Origin of the sequence: Mesorhizobium sp. CA13, assembly GCF_020165235.1 — a bacterium.
Taxonomy (GTDB): Bacteria; Pseudomonadota; Alphaproteobacteria; order Rhizobiales; family Rhizobiaceae; genus Mesorhizobium.
Window position 1 is genome coordinate 243552 of sequence record NZ_JAIUHS010000004.1, and the last position, 17631, is coordinate 261182.

A 17631-nucleotide genomic window follows, 5' to 3' on the forward strand; every position below is an offset into this window, starting at 1 on the left:
TTGGCACGCTGCTGCAAACGTCAGATGATGACGACCTTGGTGCCGACCTTGACACGGCTGTAGAGGTCCATGACGTGCTCGTTCATCATGCGGAAACAGCCATTGGAAGCGCTGGTTCCGATCGACTGCGGCGCGATGGTGCCGTGGATGCGCAGATGCGTGTCCTTCTTGCCGTCATAGAGGTAGATGGCGCGAGCGCCGAGCGGATTCTGACCGCCGCCGGGCATGCCGTCCTTGTACTGGGCATAATGCTTGGGCTCGCGCTTCTGCATGTCCAGCGTCGGAATCCAGCGTGGCCACTCCTGCTTGTCGCCGACCGCCACGGTGCCCTTGAACTGCAATCCTTCGCGGCCGACCGCGATGGCGTAGCGGCGGGCGGTGGACGATGATTCCACCAGATAGAGCCGGCGAGCACTCGTATCGATGACGATCGTGCCGGCCTCGTAACCGGTGAATTCCACGTCCTGTGGCACGAACTCCGGCTTTACCTTGAATGGCTTCTTGGCGTTTTTCCTGGCGAGCGCCGAATCCAGCGCACGGGTCTCAGGCAGATAATTGATCGAGGGCGATGCCATCTGGCCGCCAAATAGTCCGGCGAACAGGCCGCCGCCGGTGCGCTGCTTCTGGCCGGGCAGCTCGCTGCGCAATTCGCCATTATTGCCGGTCAGCGCAACGTTCATCACCTCGGCCGATTCCGATTCGGCCGAAGGAATCGGCTCGATCGGCGTCAACGGCTCGATGATCTTCGTGATCTTCTTGACCGACTTGGCCGCGGCCACTTCGGTCGCCGGGGCAGTCTTGCCTCTCTTGGCCAGGAACGCCTGCCGTTCCGCCTCGGCCTTCGCCTTCGCCGCCTCGCGCATCGCCATCTTCCTGGCTTCCAGCGCCTTGGCCTTGGCAGCTTCCCTGTCGGCAACGATCTTGGCCTCGATCTTTTTGATCTGGGCGAGATCGTCCGGTGTCGGATTTTTCTTCTTCTTGAGAAGCCTCAACTGTGCCGCATCGCTCTTGGCTGCGACGTTGATGGCGTCGGTCTTGCCGACCGACTGATTGGCGGCCAAATTGGCTGGCACGCCGGCGAAAGCCGGGGAGCTCATGCCGAGTGCGGCGCAAAGTCCCAGGAAGATGAAGCTGCGAAGCTGCATGGCGAAGATCCGATCGTTCGATATTTGTTGCCCACGGCGTCGCCCGGCGTCCCCCAAGGACACCGAAAATGCCGCGCGCAATCTATAGTCGAATAAGCGCGGGCGCCTCAAGCGCGAGGCCGCTGCACTTCCCGTCGAATCTTCGTGATGCCGCCGCATTTGCCGCGACTGTGGTCAAACGACAACAGATCGGCTTATGAAGATCAGAGCGCCGAGAGACTGGCCGCGAGAACCCGAGCTGAAAGCAGTTCGGTTGCGACGCCCGCAAGCGCCGGAAGCCGGCGTTCGCACGCCGGCATTACCTTGCTGTCACATGGTCTTGAGAAGGAGCCAGACTACTGGTTCGGAACCTGCGGGGCTGCGGGCGCGGTGCTGGTGCCGTTGGCCGCCGGCGGCGTGGCCGGAGCATTGGCTGGCGGCGTCGTCGCGGCTCCGTTGCCGGAAGGCGGCGTCGGCTCGGCATTGCCTGAAGGCGGCGTCGGGGTGGTCGTGCCAGGCAATTGGTTGAGTACGCCCTTGCCGGCGCCGTCCGATGTCGCGGGAACGCGGTCGAGAATGTCGATCGGCTTCTCGCCGTAGCGGGCAATGATCGACAAGGTCAGCGACGTCACGAAGAAAGCGGCCGCCAGAATCGCCGTCGCCCGGGTCAGCGCATTGGCGGCGCCGCGCGCCGTCATGAAGCCGGATCCGCCACCAATGCCAAGGCCGCCGCCTTCGGAGCGCTGCAGCAGCACAACGCCGACAAGGGCCAGAACGACCATGAGATGGATGACGATCAGTACGGTTTGCATAGTTTATCCTGGCAATGCCCTGCCCGGCCGCGGACACGACCGGGGAATTGGAGGCGGCTCAATACAATGCTTTCACGGCATTTCCAAGCCCGTGGCCGGAATATGGGAAGCAAGGCGCCCTTTACAACGATTTCCCGTGCGCCGCGGCAGCTTCGGCGCCGCGCGAAGTCATCAAGAGATGCTGCGATAGGCTTCCGCGATGCCCAGGAAGTCGGCCGCTTTCAGGCTGGCGCCGCCGACCAGCGCGCCGTCGACATTCCTGACCCCAAGCAGTTCCACTGCATTGGACGGCTTGACCGAACCGCCATATAGAATGCGCATCTTGCCCGCGGCGGTGCCGAGCTTCTCCGACAGTTTTTCGCGAATATGCGCATGCGCCTCGGCTACATCCGCGACGGTCGGCGTCAGGCCGGTGCCGATCGCCCACACCGGCTCATAGGCAACGATCGTGTTGGACGCGGTGGCGCTTGCCGGCACCGAACCGGCAACCTGGCGTGACAACACGTCCAGCGTCGCGCCCGCTTCGCGCTCCTGCCGCGTCTCGCCGATGCAGACAATGGCCACAAGCCCGGCGCGCCAGGCGGCGGAGGCCTTGGCCTGAACTGTGGCATCATCCTCGCCGCGCTGTTCGCGGCATTCGGAATGGCCGACGATGACGTGGGTCGCGCCCGCATCCTTCAGCATCTCCGCGGAGATGCACCCGGTATAGGCGCCGCTCTCCTTGGCGTGGCAATCCTCACCGCCGGCATGAACCGGCGTACGCGACAGAATCTCGGCGGCATGGGCGAGCAAGGTCGCGGGAACGCAGACCAGCGCCTCGGTATCTGCGTCGAGCCCGCTCATGAAACCGTTGCCGATCATCCTGAGTTCGTTGAGCGAGGCGCTGGTACCGTTCATTTTCCAGTTGCCTGCGACGAGCGGGCGAATTCCTGGCGTCATCGTTTGCTTCTCCGGGTGACATTCGGCTGGCGTTCTCACTACCAAAATCAAGCCACAAAGCAATCGACAGTGGACCGGAAGGGCGCTATTGCGCTTGTTTCAGACTCGGCGCATCCGAAATGCGCATAAATCGGAAGTAACGATGCTTGGTATATTGAGAAGCGCGGCGGGCACCTGGGTCGCGAAGTTACTGCTTTCGCTGCTGGTGGTCAGTTTTGCGGTCTGGGGCGTATCGGGACGGCTGATGGGTGGCCTTGCCGGCCACGACTCCGTCATCACGGCTGGCGGCACCAAGGTGTCGATCAACGAATACCGCCTTGCCTATGACCGCCAGCTCGCCGTCATGTCGCAGCAGTTCGGCCAACGCCTCACCCACGAACAGGCAAAGGCGCTCGGCGTCGACAACCAGGTGTTGGCGCAGCTTGTTTCGGGCGCGGTCCTCGACGAACAGGCTCGCAAGCTCGGCCTTGGCCTGTCCAAGGACCGGCTGGCCGAACTCACCCGCGAGGATCCGGCGTTCAAGGGCCCCGGCGGACAGTTCGACCGGAGAGCCTTCGAATACAGACTGCGTGAGGTCGGCATGCGCCCGGAGGATTATTTGAAGAATCGGGCCCAGGTCGCGGTGCGCCAGCAGATCGTCGAGGCGGTTTCGGACGGCCTCAAGGCGCCTGACACCTTCTTCAAGGCGGTGGCCCTGTACCGTGGCGAGGATCGTACGGTCGACTATCTGACCTTGCCGAAGGCGCTGGTCGAACCCATCGAGGCGCCGAGCGACAGCGCGCTGCAGGCCTATTTCGAGGCCAACAAGAAGACCTATGCCGCGCCCGAATACCGCAAGTTTTCCTATGTCAGGCTCGAGCCGCAGGACATCATGGATACGAGCTCGGTGACCGACGCCCAGGTCAGCGACGACTACAACAAGAACAAGGCGCGCTACACCACTCCGGAGATGCGCACCATAGAGCAGCTTGTGTTCAAGACGCCAGACGAGGCCAAGGCCGCGCTCGATTCCTTGAAGTCCGGCGCAACCTTCGACAAGCTCGTCACTGCGGAAGGCAAGACCCCGGCCGACACGCTGCTCGGAACGCTCGCCAAGGACAAGATCGCCGACAAGGCGGTCGCCGACGCTGCTTTTGCGCTCAACGTCAATGAGGTGAGCCCTGTCGTGCAGGGTGCCTTCGGTCCCGTGCTGCTGCGCGTCACCGAGATCAAGCCCGAAGTCGTGAAGCCGCTGGCCGAAGTGTCGGACCAGATCCGCAAGGACCTGGCACTGGGCGAGGCAAGCCGCATCCTTCTGGACGTGCACGACAATTACGAGGACAGCCGCGCCGCCGGCAGTTCGCTGGCTGACGCCGCCGCCAAGCTGAAGTTGAAGGTCGTCACCGTCGACGCGATCGATCGCAGTGGCCTGCGGCCCGATGGCTCCATCGTCAAGGACCTGCCGGAATCGCCTGCTCTGATCAAGGCTGCCTTCGAAGCCGAACCGAATACCGAAAACGAGGCGCTGACCACGGCCGATAACGGCTTCATTTTCTATGAAGTGGCTTCGATCACGCCGGCCCGCGACCGCACGCTGGACGAAGTTCGCCAGAAAGTCGTTGCCGATTGGACTGCGGCCGAGACGGCCAAGCGGTTGACCGCCAAGGCGCAGGAGCTGGAAAAGCGGCTCAAGGCCGGCGCAACGCTCGACGTCATCGCCGGCGAGCTCAAGCTGGAAAAGCAGACCAAGCGTGGCCTGAAGCGCGAGGCCGACGACGCCGATTTCGGCAAGGAAGGTGCAGCGGTGATGTTCGGCGTCGGCGAAGGCGGCACCGGCCTGATCCCCTCTCCCACCAGCGACGCGCAAATCCTGTTCAAGGTCGCCGAGGTGTTCGAACCCGCCGGGGCCGACGCCAGTTCGGTGCCCGAGGACGCGCGCAAGTCCTTCACCGCCGGCATGTCGGACGACCTGCTCGACCAGTTGGTAGCGCAGTTGCAGACGCAGTACGGCGTCCGCGTCGACCAGGCTGCCGTTGCCCAAGCCTCGACAAGATGAGCGCGCTGAAAACCCATATCGCCAAGGTCGCGGCCGGCACCGCCCTGTCCTTCGACGAGGCGCGCGAAGCCTTCGACATCATCATGTCGGGCGATGCTACGCCCGGTCAGATCGGCGGCTTCCTGATGGCATTGCGTGTGCGCGGCGAGACGGTGGACGAGATTTCGGGCGCCGTCGCCACCATGCGCGCCAAGATGCTTCGCGTCGACGCACCTGTCGGCGCCATCGACATCGTGGGCACCGGCGGCGACAATTCGCACTCCGTCAACATCTCGACGGCATCCGCTTTCGTCATCGCTGCCAGCGGGGTTCCGGTGGCCAAGCATGGCAATCGCGGGCTGTCTTCGCTCACTGGTGCGGCCGACGTCCTGACCGCGCTCGGCGTCAAGATCGATCTCACGCCGCAGGCCATCGGCCGCTGCATCCACGAGGCCGGGGTCGGCTTCATGTTCGCGCCGGCACATCACCCGGCGATGAAGCATGTCGGCCCGACCCGCGTGGAGCTCGGCACCAGGACCATCTTCAACTTGCTCGGTCCGCTCTCCAATCCGGCCGACGTGCGCCGGCAGATGGTCGGCGTGTTCATGCCGGAATGGATCATGCCGGTGGCCGAGACGCTGAAGGCATTGGGCACCGAGCATGCCTGGGTCGTTCATGGTGACGGCTACGACGAGATCACCACCACGGGCGAAACGCATGTCGCCGAACTGATCGGCGGCGAGATCCGCACCTTCACCTTGACGCCCGAAACGGTTGGTCTGGCCCGTCACACCAAGGAAGAACTGCGCGGCGGCGACGCTGCCTACAACGCCGAGGCGTTGCGCGCTATGCTGGGTGGCGCCGTGGGCGCTTTTCGCGACACCGTGCTGATGAACGCCGGTGGCGGCTTGGTGGTGGCTGGCAAGGCGACGACGCTCGCCGACGGCATGGCGACGGCGGTGCAAGCCATCGACAGCGGTCGGGCGCTGCAGGTTCTCGACCGGCTGGTCGAGATTTCGAACGGTTAGACAGATGTCGGACATCCTGCGCAAGATCGAGGCCTACAAGCGCGACGAGATCGCGACGGCCAAGGCGCGCGTGCCGCTGGCCGAGATCAAGGCGCGGGCGAAAGACACTGACGCGCCGCGCGGCTTTCTCGCGGCACTTGAGGCGAAGCGCAGATCCGGCGGCTTCGCGCTGATCGCCGAGATCAAGAAGGCAAGCCCGTCCAAGGGCTTGATCCGCGCCGACTTCGATCCGCCAGCGCTCGCGCGGGCCTATGCAAAGGGCGGCGCCGCCTGTCTTTCGGTGCTGACCGATGCACCGTCCTTCCAAGGCGCGCCGGAATTTCTCACCAAGGCAAGAGCCGCTGTCACCCTGCCCGCGCTGCGTAAGGATTTTCTGTTCGATCCTTATCAGGTCCATGAAGCTCGCGCCTGGGGGGCGGACGCCATCCTGATCATCATGGCCAGCGTCGATGACGATTTGGCGAGCGAGCTTGAAGCGACGGCATTCGAACTCGGCATGGATGCGCTGATCGAGGTCCACGACGAGGCCGAGACGGAGCGCGCACTGAAGCTGTCGTCGCAATTAATCGGCATCAACAACCGTAATCTGCGGACATTCGAGACCCGTCTCGAAACCTCGGAACGACTGCGGGCGATGGTGCCGGGCGGTTACTTGCTGGTCAGCGAAAGCGGCATCTTCTCTCATGACGACTGCCTCAGATTGCAAAAGAGCGACATCGGCACCTTCCTGGTCGGCGAAAGTTTGATGCGCCAGCAGGATGTGACCGCCGCAACGCGCGCGCTGCTCACCGGCAAGGCAGCGGCCGAGGCTGTCTGACGATGACGGCCGCCCTCACCCATCTCGGCGCGCAGGGCCAGGCCAACATGGTCGATATTGGCGGCAAGGACGAAACGACGCGCACCGCTGTCGCCGAGGGTTTCGTCTCGATGCGGCCCGAGACGCTGAAGATGATCCTGGCCGGCAATGCCAAGAAAGGCGATGTGCTGGGCACCGCGCGCATAGCCGGCATCATGGCGGCGAAGAAGACGCATGAGCTGATCCCGCTCTGCCATCCGCTGCTCTTGACCAGGGTCTCCGTCGACATTGAGCCCGATCCTGCCCTGCCCGGACTGAAGATCACCGCGCTGGCGCGCGTCAACGGCAAGACCGGCGTCGAGATGGAAGCGCTCACCGCGGCTTCGGTTGCCTGCCTGACCATTTACGACATGGCCAAGGCGGTCGACCGCGCCATGGTCATCACCGGCATCCGGTTGGTCGAAAAGACCGGCGGCAAGTCGGGCGACTACAAGGCCGCTGGCGAAGATGGGGCGGTCGCCTGATGGCGCTGCTTCCGGTCGCAGCAGCGCTCGAACGCCTGCTGGAGGGTGCTGCGCCGCTTGCGAGCGAAAGTGTTTCGCTCCTCGAGGCCGTGGATCGTGTTCTCGCGGAACCGGTGGTGGCGTTGCGCACCCAGCCGCCCTTCAACGCCTCTGCCATGGACGGATACGCGGTCCGCGCCATCGATGTCGCGTCCGTGCCGTCCCGGCTTTCGGTGATCGGCATGGCGGCGGCCGGGCGCGGCTTTGACGGCGCCGTCGGCAAGGCGCAGGCCGTGCGCATCTTCACCGGTGCTCCGCTGCCGCAAGGCGCAGACACCATCGTCATCCAGGAAAATGTTCGTGACCTCGGCGGCGGCAGCATCGAGGTGGTCGAACCGACGGCCGAGGGTCGCAACATCCGCCGCTTCGGGCTCGATTTCTCCGAAGGCGACATCCTGCTGGAAAAAGGCCGCGTGCTCGATCCGGCAGCACTGTCGCTTGTCGCCTCGGCCAACCATCCCCAGGTGGGCGTCGTAAAGCGACCGCTGGTTGCCATCATCGCCACCGGCGATGAGCTGCTGCCGCCCGGCAGCGAACTCGGCCCCGACCAGATCATTTCGTCAAACGCCTATGGCGTCGCCGCCGCCGCGCAATCGGTCGGTGCGCATGCGCTTGATCTCGGCATTGCTGCCGATCGCGAGGAAGCCATCGCGGCGCTGGTCAGGAAAGCGGTCACGGCCGGCGCTGATGTCATCGTCACGCTCGGCGGCGCCTCGGTCGGCGACCACGATCTGATCCATGACGTGCTGACCGGCGAAGGCATGACGCTCGGTTTCTGGAAGATCGCCATGCGTCCCGGCAAGCCGCTGATGTTCGGCCGCCTCGGCGACATCAGGTGCATCGGCCTACCCGGCAATCCGGTGGCGAGCCTCGTCTGCTCGCAACTGTTCCTGAAACCGCTTCTGGCACGCCTCGGCGGCCGCAATTTCCGGCAAGATATCCGTCAGGCACGGCTGGGCGCCGCGATGCAGGCCAATGATCTGCGCCAGGACTATGTGCGGGCGGCGGTCAGGCAAGAGGCCGGCATGCTGGTGGCAACCCCTTTCAGCATCCAGGATTCCTCGATGCTGAGGATGCTGGCCGACGCCAACGGACTGATCGTGCGCGAACCATTTGTATCCACCGCGGCTGCAGGAGACGCTTGCAGCGTTCTCATGCTGAGGTGAATATTCCCCGTATAACCCGCTGATTCTAGCGACAAATCAGATCGTTGACTCCGCTAGCAAAACTCGTGTCAGCGGATGCGCCGGATCGGCCAGGCCTTCGACAATGTCGTAATGATGTCGGTCCGGCTCGACCACCGCGCTCGTGACGGCACCAAGCCCTGTCCAGATATTGGCCAGCAAGGCGCTCTGGCGCAAGAACTCGGACCGCTCGCCGCCTCCGGCCCAGCACGTGATGCGCGCGCCATCCATGGGCCGCAGCAGCGCCGGACTTTCCGTCAGCGCCTCGGCTTCATCGATTTTCAGCGCCGCGTTCATGCCGGTGCGCATGAGCGGACGCAGGTCGTGCAGGCCTGAAATCGAAACGACGTGGCGTATGCGCCTTGCCACGTCGGCTGCCAGGGGCGTTGACGTCGTCGCCATGCGGCTGGCGAGATGGCCGCCGGCCGAATGCCCGGTCAGCATAAGCGGTCCCCCGACCATCGCCGCCGCCTTGCCGATCGCCGCGCCGATCTCGTGGGAGATGCCGGCGATGCGTATGTCGGGGCAGAGCGTATAGGACGGCATCGCCACGGCAAAGCCGCTGTCAACCGAGCCCCTGGCGAGATGCGACCAGGTATCCTTGTCGGACTCCAGCCAGTAGCCGCCATGAATGAACACGACGAGCCCCTTGGGCATGGCGGCGGGAAGGAAGAGATCGAGCCGGTTGCGCGGCCTGTCGCCATAGGCGATATCGAGCTGAGCCCTGCCCTTTGCCGCAAGCGCATCGCGAAATGCCTGCGCTGGTTCGACCCATGCAGCCGGCCAGCGATCGCTGCCGGCGATGTTGGCGCCATTGGCGTAGGCATTGTCCCAATCGGCAATGCGATGTTCGAGCATCGGCACCCTCCCCCGGACGGCATCGTTTCAGCGCTAGCAATGGCCATCGACAGCGGCAACGTCAATGCTCCCGGAGCAAAACATTTTAGGCTTGAAACAAATTTCGACTGGTGCGATCCTGTGCCTTGTTCAGCGATGGGCGTGAGGCAGACAGGGGCAGCCGAAAATGCTTGGGCCATCAGCGCATATCGATACCTTCACGCGCGATAACCTGCCGCCGCCCGACCAGTGGCCGGACTTCCTGCTCGACGGCTTCGACTATCCCGAGCGGCTCAATGCCGGCGTCGAACTGACCGACAGGCTGGTCGAGAAAGGCCTCGGCGACCGTACCGCGCTGATCGGCAATGGCCGCCGCCGCACCTACAAGGAATTGTCCGACTGGACGAACAGGCTGGCGCATGCGCTGGTCGAGAATTACGGCGTCAAGCCAGGCAACCGGGTGCTGATCCGTTCGGCCAACAACCCCGCAATGGTGGCCTGCTGGCTGGCCGCCACCAAGGTCGGCGCCGTCGTGGTCAACACCATGCCGATGCTGCGCGCCGGCGAACTGGCCAAGATCGTCGACAAGGCCGAAATCACCACAGCGCTGTGCGACACCAGGCTGATGGACGAGATGACCGCCTGCGCCAAGGACAGCGCGTTCCTCAAGCAGGTCATCGGTTTCGACGGTACTGCCAACCACGATGCCGAACTCGATCGCGCAGCCCTCGACAAACCCGTGACATTTGCCGCGGTGCAGACCGGGCGCGACGACGTCGCCCTGCTCGGCTTCACCTCGGGCACGACGGGCGTGCCGAAGGCGACGATGCATTTTCACCGCGACCTCCTGATCATCGCCGACGCCTACGCCCGCGAGATCCTGCAGGTGACGCCGGACGACATCTTCGTTGGCTCGCCGCCGCTGGCCTTCACCTTCGGCCTTGGCGGGCTCGCCATCTTCCCGCTGCGTTTCGGCGCCGCGGCGACGCTGCTGGAACAGGCCACGCCGCCCAACATGGTCCACATCATCGAAAGCTACAAAGCGACAATCTCCTTCACCGCGCCCACCGCCTATCGCGCAATGCTCAAGGCCATGGACGAAGGGGCCGATTTATCGTCGCTGCGGGTCGCGGTTTCAGCCGGCGAGACCTTGCCCGCGCCGGTCTTCGAGGAATGGACTGAGAAGACCGGCAAGCCGATCCTCGACGGCATCGGCGCCACGGAAATGCTGCATATTTTCATCTCCAACCGCTTTGACGACATGAAGCCCGCTTCCACCGGCAAGGCCGTTGGCGGCTATCAGGCGCGCATCGTCGACGAGGAAATGCGTGAAGTGCCGCGCGGCACCGCAGGCAGGCTCGCGGTGCGGGGACCGACCGGCTGCCGCTACATGGCCGATGCCAGGCAGAGCGACTATGTCCGCGACGGGTGGAACCTCACAGGCGACACGTTCTGGCAGGACGAGGACGGTTTCTTCCACTTCGCCGCGCGCTCCGACGACATGATCGTCAGTGCCGGCTACAACATCGCCGGCCCCGAGGTCGAAGCGGCGCTGCTAGCGCATGCCGATGTCGCCGAATGCGCGGTGGTCGGAGCCGAGGATGCAGAGCGCGGCCAGATCGTCGAGGCGCATGTGGTGCTCGTACAAGGCGTGGCGCCGGACGCAATGACCGTCAAGCGCCTGCAGGACCATGTCAAGGCGACGATCGCGCCCTACAAATACCCGCGCTCGGTAAAATTCATCGCCGCTTTGCCCAAGACGCAGACCGGCAAGATCCAGCGCTTCCGGCTGCGCGCGGAGAAGATCAATTGAGCAAGCCCTACGACCCTTCCACCGAGGGCGCGGAAATGTCGTTCAAGGAGCGCATGTCCTACGGCGACTATCTGCATCTGGAAAAGGTGCTCGAGGCGCAGCAGCCGCTTTCGTCAGCCCATGACGAGATGCTGTTCATCATCCAGCACCAGACATCGGAACTCTGGATGAAGCTCGCGCTGCACGAAATCGGCGCCGCAATCCGCTCCATCCGCGCCGACCGTCTCGAACCGAGCTTCAAGATGCTTTCGCGCGTCGCGCGCATCTTCGAGCAGCTCAACAATGCCTGGGACGTGCTGCGCACGATGACGCCCAGTGAATACACCGAATTCCGCGATGCGCTCGGCCAGTCCTCGGGCTTCCAGTCCTGGCAATACCGCGCCATCGAATTCATGGCCGGCAACCGCAACCTCGCAATGCTCGGGCCGCACAAGCATCGGCCGGACCTCAGCGAGAAACTGGAGGCGATCCTGGCGCAGCCGTCGCTCTACGACGAGGCGCTGCTGCTGCTCGCCCGCAACGGCTTCGACATCGGCGCCGACGCAAGGCGAACGGACTGGCGCGAAACGCGGACCGAGAACGAAGAGGTCCTGGTCGCCTGGCAGACCATCTATCGCGACCCGCAGCGCTACTGGATGTTCTACGAACTCGCCGAGAAGTTGGTCGACTTCGAGGATTATTTCCGCCGATGGCGCTTCAACCACGTCACCACGGTCGAGCGCATCATCGGCATGAAGCGCGGCACCGGCGGCACATCGGGCGCGTCCTATCTGAAGAAGATGCTGGAGGTCGAGTTGTTCCCGGAGCTGTGGAAGGTCCGCACCCGGCTCTGACGCAGCTTTGAGTGCATATCGTTATCTCGAAACCGCTGCGCTTTTCTGAGCGACAGGCTCTTAAGTCACCGCCGCCTTGACGGCGAAACGCGCCTCCTGCCAGGCGTCCGTGCGCAAAATGTCTTCCAGCACCTCGACCGCCTGCCAGACATCGACATAGCCGACATAAAGCGGCGTGAAGCCGAAGCGAATCGTGGATGGCGCGCGGAAATCGCCGATCACGCCGCGCTCGATCAGGGCCCGCATCACCTGATAGCCATGCGGGTGGAGGAACGACACCTGGCTGCCGCGCTCATTGCCGTCGCGCGGGCTTTCGAGTTCGAGGCCGTAGACGCCGCATTTTGCCTCGACGAGCTGGATGAACAGATCGGTCAATGCGATGCTTTTCCTGCGCACTTCTGCCATGTCGACGTCGTTCCAGACATCGAGCGCCCCTTTGAGCGCGCGCATCGACAGCACAGGCTGCGTGCCGCAGAGAAACCGGTGGATACCTGTGCCGGCAGCAAAACCCTGTTCGAAGGCGAAAGGCCGCGCATGGCCCCACCAGCCGCTGAGCGGCTGGCGGACATCGCCATGGTGGCGCTCGGCCGCGTAGATGAAGGCCGGGGCACCCGGGCCGCCATTGAGATATTTGTAGGTGCAGCCGACGGCGAAATCTGCGTTCGAACGGTCGAGCTCGACCGGCAGGGCGCCGGCGGTATGGCAGAGATCCCAGACGATCAGCGCGCCGGCATCATGCGCCCTGCGCGTCAGCGCGGCCATGTCGCGCAGCTGCCCGGATTTGTAGTTGACGTGGTTGACCAGGATGACCGCAACGCGCTCATCGATCAGTTCTTCTATGGTCGGCGCATTGACACCCTCAAGACGCAGCATCGTGCTCGGCCGCGTCGAGGCAACGCCTTCGGCCATATAGAGATCGGTCGGAAAGCTGTCCCCCTCGGCGACGATGACCGACCTGTCCAGCCGCATCCCGAGTGCCGCATGCAGCACCTTGTAGATGTTGATCGAGGTGGTATCGCAGACCACCGTCTGGCCGGCGGCGGCCCCGATCAGGCGCCCGAGCTGGTCGCCGAGTTCGACCGGCATGTCGAACCAGCCGGCGGTGTTCCAGGCGCGGATGAGATCCTGCGCCCACTCCTGCGTGGCGGCCTTCTGCAGCTCGCCGAACACGGCGGGCGAAGCGGCGCCGAGCGAATTGCCGTCGAGATAGATCACCCCTTGAGGCAAGGTGAAGCGGTCACGCATGGCACGCAGCGGATCCGCGGTGTCCATTGCCTCGATCGCTGCGAGATCGGGAATTTTGCTCATGGTCACGATGTTCCTCGGTGAGAAGAGCGCCCCGGAAACGGGCCGGCCGTTTTGCCGCCGGGGCAAGGGCTGGCCGCATAGAGGCGCAAAAACAGGGTGAACGCCCGGTTCGATCTTTGCTCGATTTCCGGCCGAGGCAACTCCTCGAGCACCCCGACGATCCGGCGAACCTGGAGATCGCCGATCAAAAGCCGGACGTAGATGTCGGCGGCTTCGGCAGGATCGTCACAGGCGATCAGGCCGGCCCGACTTGCGGTTCGAAGCAGGTCGCCAACAAGCGGCATTATGGTATTGCGGCCGAATTGCGCGATCGACTGGCCAAGCGTGCCTGTATCGTTGACGTCGCCGGCTGCGGCGCGATTGAGCGCCACCGCCTTGTCGCCCGTCACAAGGGTCAGCAGGACTGGCCCGAGCAAGTTCAGGGTTTCGAGCGGATCGCGCGCCTGGCGAAGGGCGTCCTCCAGCAGCTTCCTTGCTTCTCCCGCATTGGCTTCGATCAGGGATCGAAACAGGACCTGCTTGTTGCCGTACCAGTTGTAGAGGGTTTCGTTCGAGGCCGATGCCCGCTTGGCGATGGCAAGCAGGGAGGCGCTTTTGTAGCCGGTTTCCCGGAGCACCGCATAGGCGGCCTCCTCTATCCGTTCACGTCGCGCGGCCTGCTTCGGCGTGGTCATTGGTGTCCCTCTTCGAAAACCGTACATTGTTATACGGTTTAGTCAAGCGAGCCGGAAGCAAGGAGCGAACGAACGCAGCCCGTCGCATTCGGTGATGCCTGGCCGCTTTCCGGCAGGAAGTTGGCATTTTGGTTTCGTTTCGTTCACGAGCCGCGGAGATTTTGATCCGCCCCAAAAGGCAGCCGGCACCTGCCGGTCACACAGTTTGCAGGCTTGTACCAACAGTGGAGATCGGCCGGGCCACAGGCCATTAACCAAAATAGTTTCAAAGAGGCTGAGAGCGCATTGACGACAGACGGCGCTGGCAGGATGCTGGCTGCGGGAGGGCCTTTCGTTTCCGCCGCCTTAACGAATTCATTAAACTTTAAATGGTTGCGGAACACAACTGGAACAGATAGTGTTTGTTCTGGGTTTGTTTTCTGATTCTGATTCCAGACCCTTCGTGCAATGCCTTTGGGGGCCGCCATGCTCACGCGCAAGCAACATGAACTCTTGATGTTCATCCATGAACGGCTGAAGGAAAGCGGCATTCCGCCGTCCTTCGACGAGATGAAGGAAGCGCTGGACCTCGCCTCTAAGTCGGGAATTCATCGGCTGATCACGGCGTTGGAGGAGCGCGGCTTCATTCGCCGCCTGCCGAACCGGGCCCGCGCGCTGGAGGTGCTGCGCCTGCCGGATTCGATCGCGCCGGGTCTTAACGCGGCAAAGAAGTTCTCCCCGAGCGTCATCCAGGGCAGCCTCGGACAGGGCGGCCTTAACAGGCAGATCAAGCCGGCGGCGCCCTCGCGCCTGCCCGCCGCTGGCAATGACGACGACGTGGTTTCAGCGGTTTCGATCCCGGTCATGGGCCGTATCGCGGCCGGCGTGCCGATCGACGCTATCCAGCATCAGACGCATTCCATCTCGGTGCCGCCGGACATGATCATGGGCGGCGAGCATTATGCGCTGGAGGTCAAGGGCGATTCGATGATCGAGGCCGGCATCTTCGACGGCGATACGGTCATCATCCGCAACGCCGACACCGCAAGTCCCGGCGAGATTGTCGTGGCCCTGGTCGACGAGGAGGAAGCGACGCTGAAGCGCTTCCGTCGCAAGGGCGCCTCGATTGCGCTCGAGGCCGCCAATCCGGCTTATGAAACACGTATTTTCGGACCGGACAGGGTCAAGGTGCAAGGCAAGCTGGTCGGACTGATCAGGCGCTACTGAGCGGGTTCGGCGTTGGGCTTTTCGGGTTTGCGGTAGGGAGGCAGTCCCCGTGCCTCGCGCGAGAATTTTCGCTGTTCGTGCCAGGGCCGATATGGCCTGTCGACGGCAAAGCTGACCTGGGCCGGTTCCGTCGCCGATTGCTGGTCGAAGAAGACGGCGGCACTTCCGTTCCGAGCGAGCTGCCGCTTGGTGATGACGAGGACCAGCGGATTGTGGCAGGGGTCGTAGCCCCCGGGATCGTCGATGACTATCAGATCCGCATAGGCGCAGGCCCTCCAGGCATCCTTGCGATCCTCCACCTGCGCGATGATCGCCCCGGAGGGATGCCGGGCCATGCACAGGCCGGTGAAGCAATAGAAAGGCGCTCCGGCGGGAAGTTGCGCGGGATCGAAGATGTCGAACTGTCGGTCGCCGCTGTCGAACAGCTCCGGCCCAACGATGGTTTCGGATTTCAGCGCGCGTTTCCAGTTGTCGACCGTGAATTCGTTCGGGCGCGCCCGGTTGATCGCGAGCTCGCCGCCGCCGATCGGCAGCGCCACCAGGCGGGCATCCTCCGAAATCAGCACGTCCGGCGTGCGCGTATCCGCGACGGTCAACAGGCCGGCGAGCGCGAAGGGAAGTGCCGCCAGCCGCAGCCATGTCGTGGCCATCGTCGCGATGACCAGGGCGATCGCGACCAGAAGAACGGATTGCTGCGAAATCAACCCGACCGCGTCGACCGGCGAGCGTTGCGAGATCCATCCGGATATGGCGATCATCGCGGTCAGTCCCTTGCCCATCAGATAAAGCGATGGTCCATCGAACCCGAACGGCATCAGCAGCGCACTGGCAACCGCAAGGAACATCACGACGGAAACGATCGGCATGACTGCAAGATTGGCGAACAGGCTGAGTGGCGACACGCGCTGGAAATGCCAGATGGCGAAAAGCGCCGTGGCGCTTCCCGCGATGATCGAGGTCATCGCCAGCCCACCTGTCGCCAGCAGCAATTTTCGCGTCAGGAAGCCGGGCCAGGTCCGTTGCGGCGGCGGGGTCCGCGCTTTGTCGGCTTTGCGATCCGACCAGCCGGCATAGGCGCCGACCAGGGCCGCGGTGGCGGCGAACGACATTTGGAAGCTCGGCCCTACCACCTCGTGCGGCGACACTACGATGACGGCGATCGCCGAAATAGCCAGATTGCGCATGGTGAGTGCCGCCCGATCGAACAGGACGGCGATCAGCATCACCGCCAGCATGATGAAGCTGCGTTCGGCGGCAACGACGACGCCCGAAATGACGAGATAGGCGGCGATCGAGAAAAGTGCCGCCGCGGCCGCGTATTTCTTGACCGGCCGGCGGGAGGAAAAGTTCGGGAACAGCGCGAAGCCACCACGCAGCAGCCCCATGACGGTGCCGGCGACCAGCGCCATGTGCAGCCCGGAAATTGAGATGATGTGGTAGATGCCGGTGCGTCGCATCGCTTCGTTGATTTCGTCGGGAATCCCGGCGCGCACGCCCACGATCAGCGCCGCGGCGATCTCGCCCTCGGCGCCGCCGATGCTGTCCCTGATATGGTCGGCAATGCTTTCACGAGCACTCTCGATGGCGGCTGAAAGAGCGGCCCACAGCGGCCTGTCATCGGCCGAGACGATCTTGGGATTGCCGAGAAAGAACCCGCTGGCACCGATGCCGGCGAAGTAGCTGTCGAAGGAAAAGTCGTAGCTGTCCGGCCGCACCGGCCCGGTCGGCGGCAACAGCTTGGCATAGCCGGTCACGAGCGAGCCGGCCGTCACCTCAGCCGGTACCTTGCGCGCCGAAAGGCGGACGCGCTCCGGCGCGTAGCGTAGTTTCGGCCGTGCGGTCGATGTCACGTCGATGGTCAGCCGGATGCGGCCGGTCTCCATCTGGTCGACTGAAACGACGCGGCCGGTGATTTGCGTGGAGATTTCCGAGCCCAGCATCCGCGTTCCCGCCCGCCAGGTCTCGACTTTGCCGGCGAGCATGCCGAGCGCGCACAACAGCGCCGCCATGAAGCACAGATGGGTTTTCGACCATGAGCGCGAAACGAGCGCGCACAGCGCCATCAGGATCGCGATCGCGAGAGGCTTGGCAAAGCCCGGCTCCGCCGCCAGCGAAAAATAGGCCACCGATCCGCATGCCAGGAACACCGGTATCAGCAGGAAGGCTACGCCCCGATCGAGTTCGAGCTCGGCGGCTCTGGCCACTCCGTTGCGCAGGCGAGGCCATGAAGCACGACCGAACTCCCGGCGCAGGCGCGAGGCCGCGCGGACAGCGGGGACGCCAGGCGGCGCGGAAACATCCGGCGGCAGCGACTTGCCCGGCTGCTGCAAGGGCGGCGGCGCCAGCGGCAATGAGACCGGCGCGGGCATGGCAAAAAGCGAGCGTTCGCTGACGCCAGCAACGACGTCGTCGCCTTCCTCCGCGGCCCGGCCCGCTCCAGCCATCGGGTCTGCCCCTTGCGCCCTCGACACCCTATGCTACATGAACGCGCGGCGCGCGA

Annotated in this window: 15 protein-coding genes; 8 read left to right on the forward strand and 7 right to left on the reverse strand. The window is 64.0% G+C overall.

The genetic code is table 11. The features are described 5' to 3' along the window. Positions 1–20 precede the first annotated feature (20 nt). The 3 genes from LB566_RS12620 to tpiA form a co-directional block, all read right to left on the reverse strand. Positions 21–1145, reverse strand: coding sequence for a L,D-transpeptidase (locus tag LB566_RS12620; RefSeq protein WP_224624628.1), 1125 nt, complete (start codon positions 1143–1145; stop codon positions 21–23). A 335-nt stretch (positions 1146–1480) separates the two neighbouring features. Continuing rightward, positions 1481–1936, reverse strand: a complete 456-nt coding sequence (gene secG, locus LB566_RS12625) for a preprotein translocase subunit SecG (protein ID WP_224624629.1) — start codon at positions 1934–1936, stop codon at positions 1481–1483. A gap of 171 nt (positions 1937–2107) precedes the next feature. Beyond that, positions 2108–2875, reverse strand: coding sequence for a triose-phosphate isomerase (gene tpiA, locus LB566_RS12630; RefSeq protein WP_140560956.1), 768 nt, complete (start codon positions 2873–2875; stop codon positions 2108–2110). Between the two features lie 142 nt (positions 2876–3017). Between tpiA and LB566_RS12635 the strand changes: the two genes are divergently transcribed. From LB566_RS12635 to glp, 5 genes are read left to right on the forward strand one after another with little or no spacing between them, the layout of a single operon-like run. Beyond that, on the forward strand, positions 3018–4910 hold the full coding sequence (locus tag LB566_RS12635; protein WP_140548401.1) for a SurA N-terminal domain-containing protein: 1893 nt from the start codon (positions 3018–3020) through the stop codon (positions 4908–4910). Beyond that, entirely contained in the window at positions 4907–5917 is a 1011-nt protein-coding gene (trpD, locus tag LB566_RS12640; protein WP_224624630.1) for an anthranilate phosphoribosyltransferase, read from the forward strand. The genes LB566_RS12635 and trpD overlap by 4 nt, the downstream gene beginning before the upstream one ends. Positions 5918–5921: 4 nt before the next feature. Further along, positions 5922–6734, forward strand: a complete 813-nt coding sequence (gene trpC / locus LB566_RS12645) for an indole-3-glycerol phosphate synthase TrpC (protein WP_140548397.1) — start codon at positions 5922–5924, stop codon at positions 6732–6734. Between the two features lie 2 nt (positions 6735–6736). Next, positions 6737–7237, forward strand: a complete 501-nt coding sequence (gene moaC, locus LB566_RS12650; RefSeq protein WP_224624631.1) for a cyclic pyranopterin monophosphate synthase MoaC — start codon at positions 6737–6739, stop codon at positions 7235–7237. Further along, entirely contained in the window at positions 7237–8442 is a 1206-nt protein-coding gene (gene glp, locus LB566_RS12655; protein WP_224624632.1) for a gephyrin-like molybdotransferase Glp, read from the forward strand. Before moaC ends, glp begins: the two co-directional genes overlap by 1 nt. A gap of 36 nt (positions 8443–8478) precedes the next feature. On the opposite strand, the gene LB566_RS12660 is transcribed toward glp, so the two are convergent. After that, entirely contained in the window at positions 8479–9318 is an 840-nt protein-coding gene (locus LB566_RS12660) for an alpha/beta hydrolase (RefSeq protein ID WP_224624633.1), read from the reverse strand. A 166-nt stretch (positions 9319–9484) separates the two neighbouring features. Between LB566_RS12660 and LB566_RS12665 the strand changes: the two genes are divergently transcribed. Continuing rightward, complete coding sequence (locus LB566_RS12665; protein ID WP_224624634.1) at positions 9485–11110, forward strand: AMP-binding protein; 1626 nt, start codon at positions 9485–9487, stop codon at positions 11108–11110. Then, positions 11107–11943 carry a tryptophan 2,3-dioxygenase gene (gene kynA, locus LB566_RS12670; RefSeq protein WP_140548387.1) on the forward strand — a complete coding sequence of 279 codons (837 nt, stop codon included), beginning with the start codon at positions 11107–11109 and terminating at the stop codon, positions 11941–11943. Before LB566_RS12665 ends, kynA begins: the two co-directional genes overlap by 4 nt. Positions 11944–12003: 60 nt before the next feature. On the opposite strand, the gene kynU is transcribed toward kynA, so the two are convergent. Both kynU and LB566_RS12680 read right to left on the reverse strand, forming a co-directional pair. Continuing rightward, positions 12004–13251, reverse strand: a complete 1248-nt coding sequence (gene kynU / locus LB566_RS12675; RefSeq protein WP_224624635.1) for a kynureninase — start codon at positions 13249–13251, stop codon at positions 12004–12006. A 2-nt stretch (positions 13252–13253) separates the two neighbouring features. Beyond that, positions 13254–13925, reverse strand: coding sequence for a TetR/AcrR family transcriptional regulator (locus LB566_RS12680; RefSeq protein WP_224624636.1), 672 nt, complete (start codon positions 13923–13925; stop codon positions 13254–13256). A 465-nt stretch (positions 13926–14390) separates the two neighbouring features. On the opposite strand from LB566_RS12680, the gene lexA reads away from it, so the two are divergent. Further along, entirely contained in the window at positions 14391–15131 is a 741-nt protein-coding gene (gene lexA / locus LB566_RS12685; RefSeq protein WP_224624637.1) for a transcriptional repressor LexA, read from the forward strand. On the opposite strand, the gene LB566_RS12690 is transcribed toward lexA, so the two are convergent. Next, positions 15125–17575, reverse strand: coding sequence for a ComEC/Rec2 family competence protein (locus tag LB566_RS12690; protein WP_224624638.1), 2451 nt, complete (start codon positions 17573–17575; stop codon positions 15125–15127). The genes lexA and LB566_RS12690 overlap by 7 nt on opposite strands. Positions 17576–17631: the final 56 nt, after the last annotated feature.

What these genes read in the sequence shown, in the direction of transcription:
- LB566_RS12620 (WP_224624628.1), bottom strand. Translation starts at nt 1,145, where the DNA reads ATGCAGCTTCGCAGCTTCATCTTCCTGGGACTTTGCGCCGCACTCGGC.
- secG (WP_224624629.1), bottom strand. Translation starts at nt 1,936, where the DNA reads ATGCAAACCGTACTGATCGTCATCCATCTCATGGTCGTTCTGGCCCTT.
- tpiA (WP_140560956.1), bottom strand. Translation starts at nt 2,875, where the DNA reads ATGACGCCAGGAATTCGCCCGCTCGTCGCAGGCAACTGGAAAATGAAC.
- LB566_RS12635 (WP_140548401.1), top strand. Translation starts at nt 3,018, where the DNA reads ATGCTTGGTATATTGAGAAGCGCGGCGGGCACCTGGGTCGCGAAGTTA.
- trpD (WP_224624630.1), top strand. Translation starts at nt 4,907, where the DNA reads ATGAGCGCGCTGAAAACCCATATCGCCAAGGTCGCGGCCGGCACCGCC.
- trpC (WP_140548397.1), top strand. Translation starts at nt 5,922, where the DNA reads ATGTCGGACATCCTGCGCAAGATCGAGGCCTACAAGCGCGACGAGATC.
- moaC (WP_224624631.1), top strand. Translation starts at nt 6,737, where the DNA reads ATGACGGCCGCCCTCACCCATCTCGGCGCGCAGGGCCAGGCCAACATG.
- glp (WP_224624632.1), top strand. Translation starts at nt 7,237, where the DNA reads ATGGCGCTGCTTCCGGTCGCAGCAGCGCTCGAACGCCTGCTGGAGGGT.
- LB566_RS12660 (WP_224624633.1), bottom strand. Translation starts at nt 9,318, where the DNA reads ATGCTCGAACATCGCATTGCCGATTGGGACAATGCCTACGCCAATGGC.
- LB566_RS12665 (WP_224624634.1), top strand. Translation starts at nt 9,485, where the DNA reads ATGCTTGGGCCATCAGCGCATATCGATACCTTCACGCGCGATAACCTG.
- kynU (WP_224624635.1), bottom strand. Translation starts at nt 13,251, where the DNA reads ATGAGCAAAATTCCCGATCTCGCAGCGATCGAGGCAATGGACACCGCG.
- LB566_RS12680 (WP_224624636.1), bottom strand. Translation starts at nt 13,925, where the DNA reads ATGACCACGCCGAAGCAGGCCGCGCGACGTGAACGGATAGAGGAGGCC.
- lexA (WP_224624637.1), top strand. Translation starts at nt 14,391, where the DNA reads ATGCTCACGCGCAAGCAACATGAACTCTTGATGTTCATCCATGAACGG.
- LB566_RS12690 (WP_224624638.1), bottom strand. Translation starts at nt 17,575, where the DNA reads ATGGCTGGAGCGGGCCGGGCCGCGGAGGAAGGCGACGACGTCGTTGCT.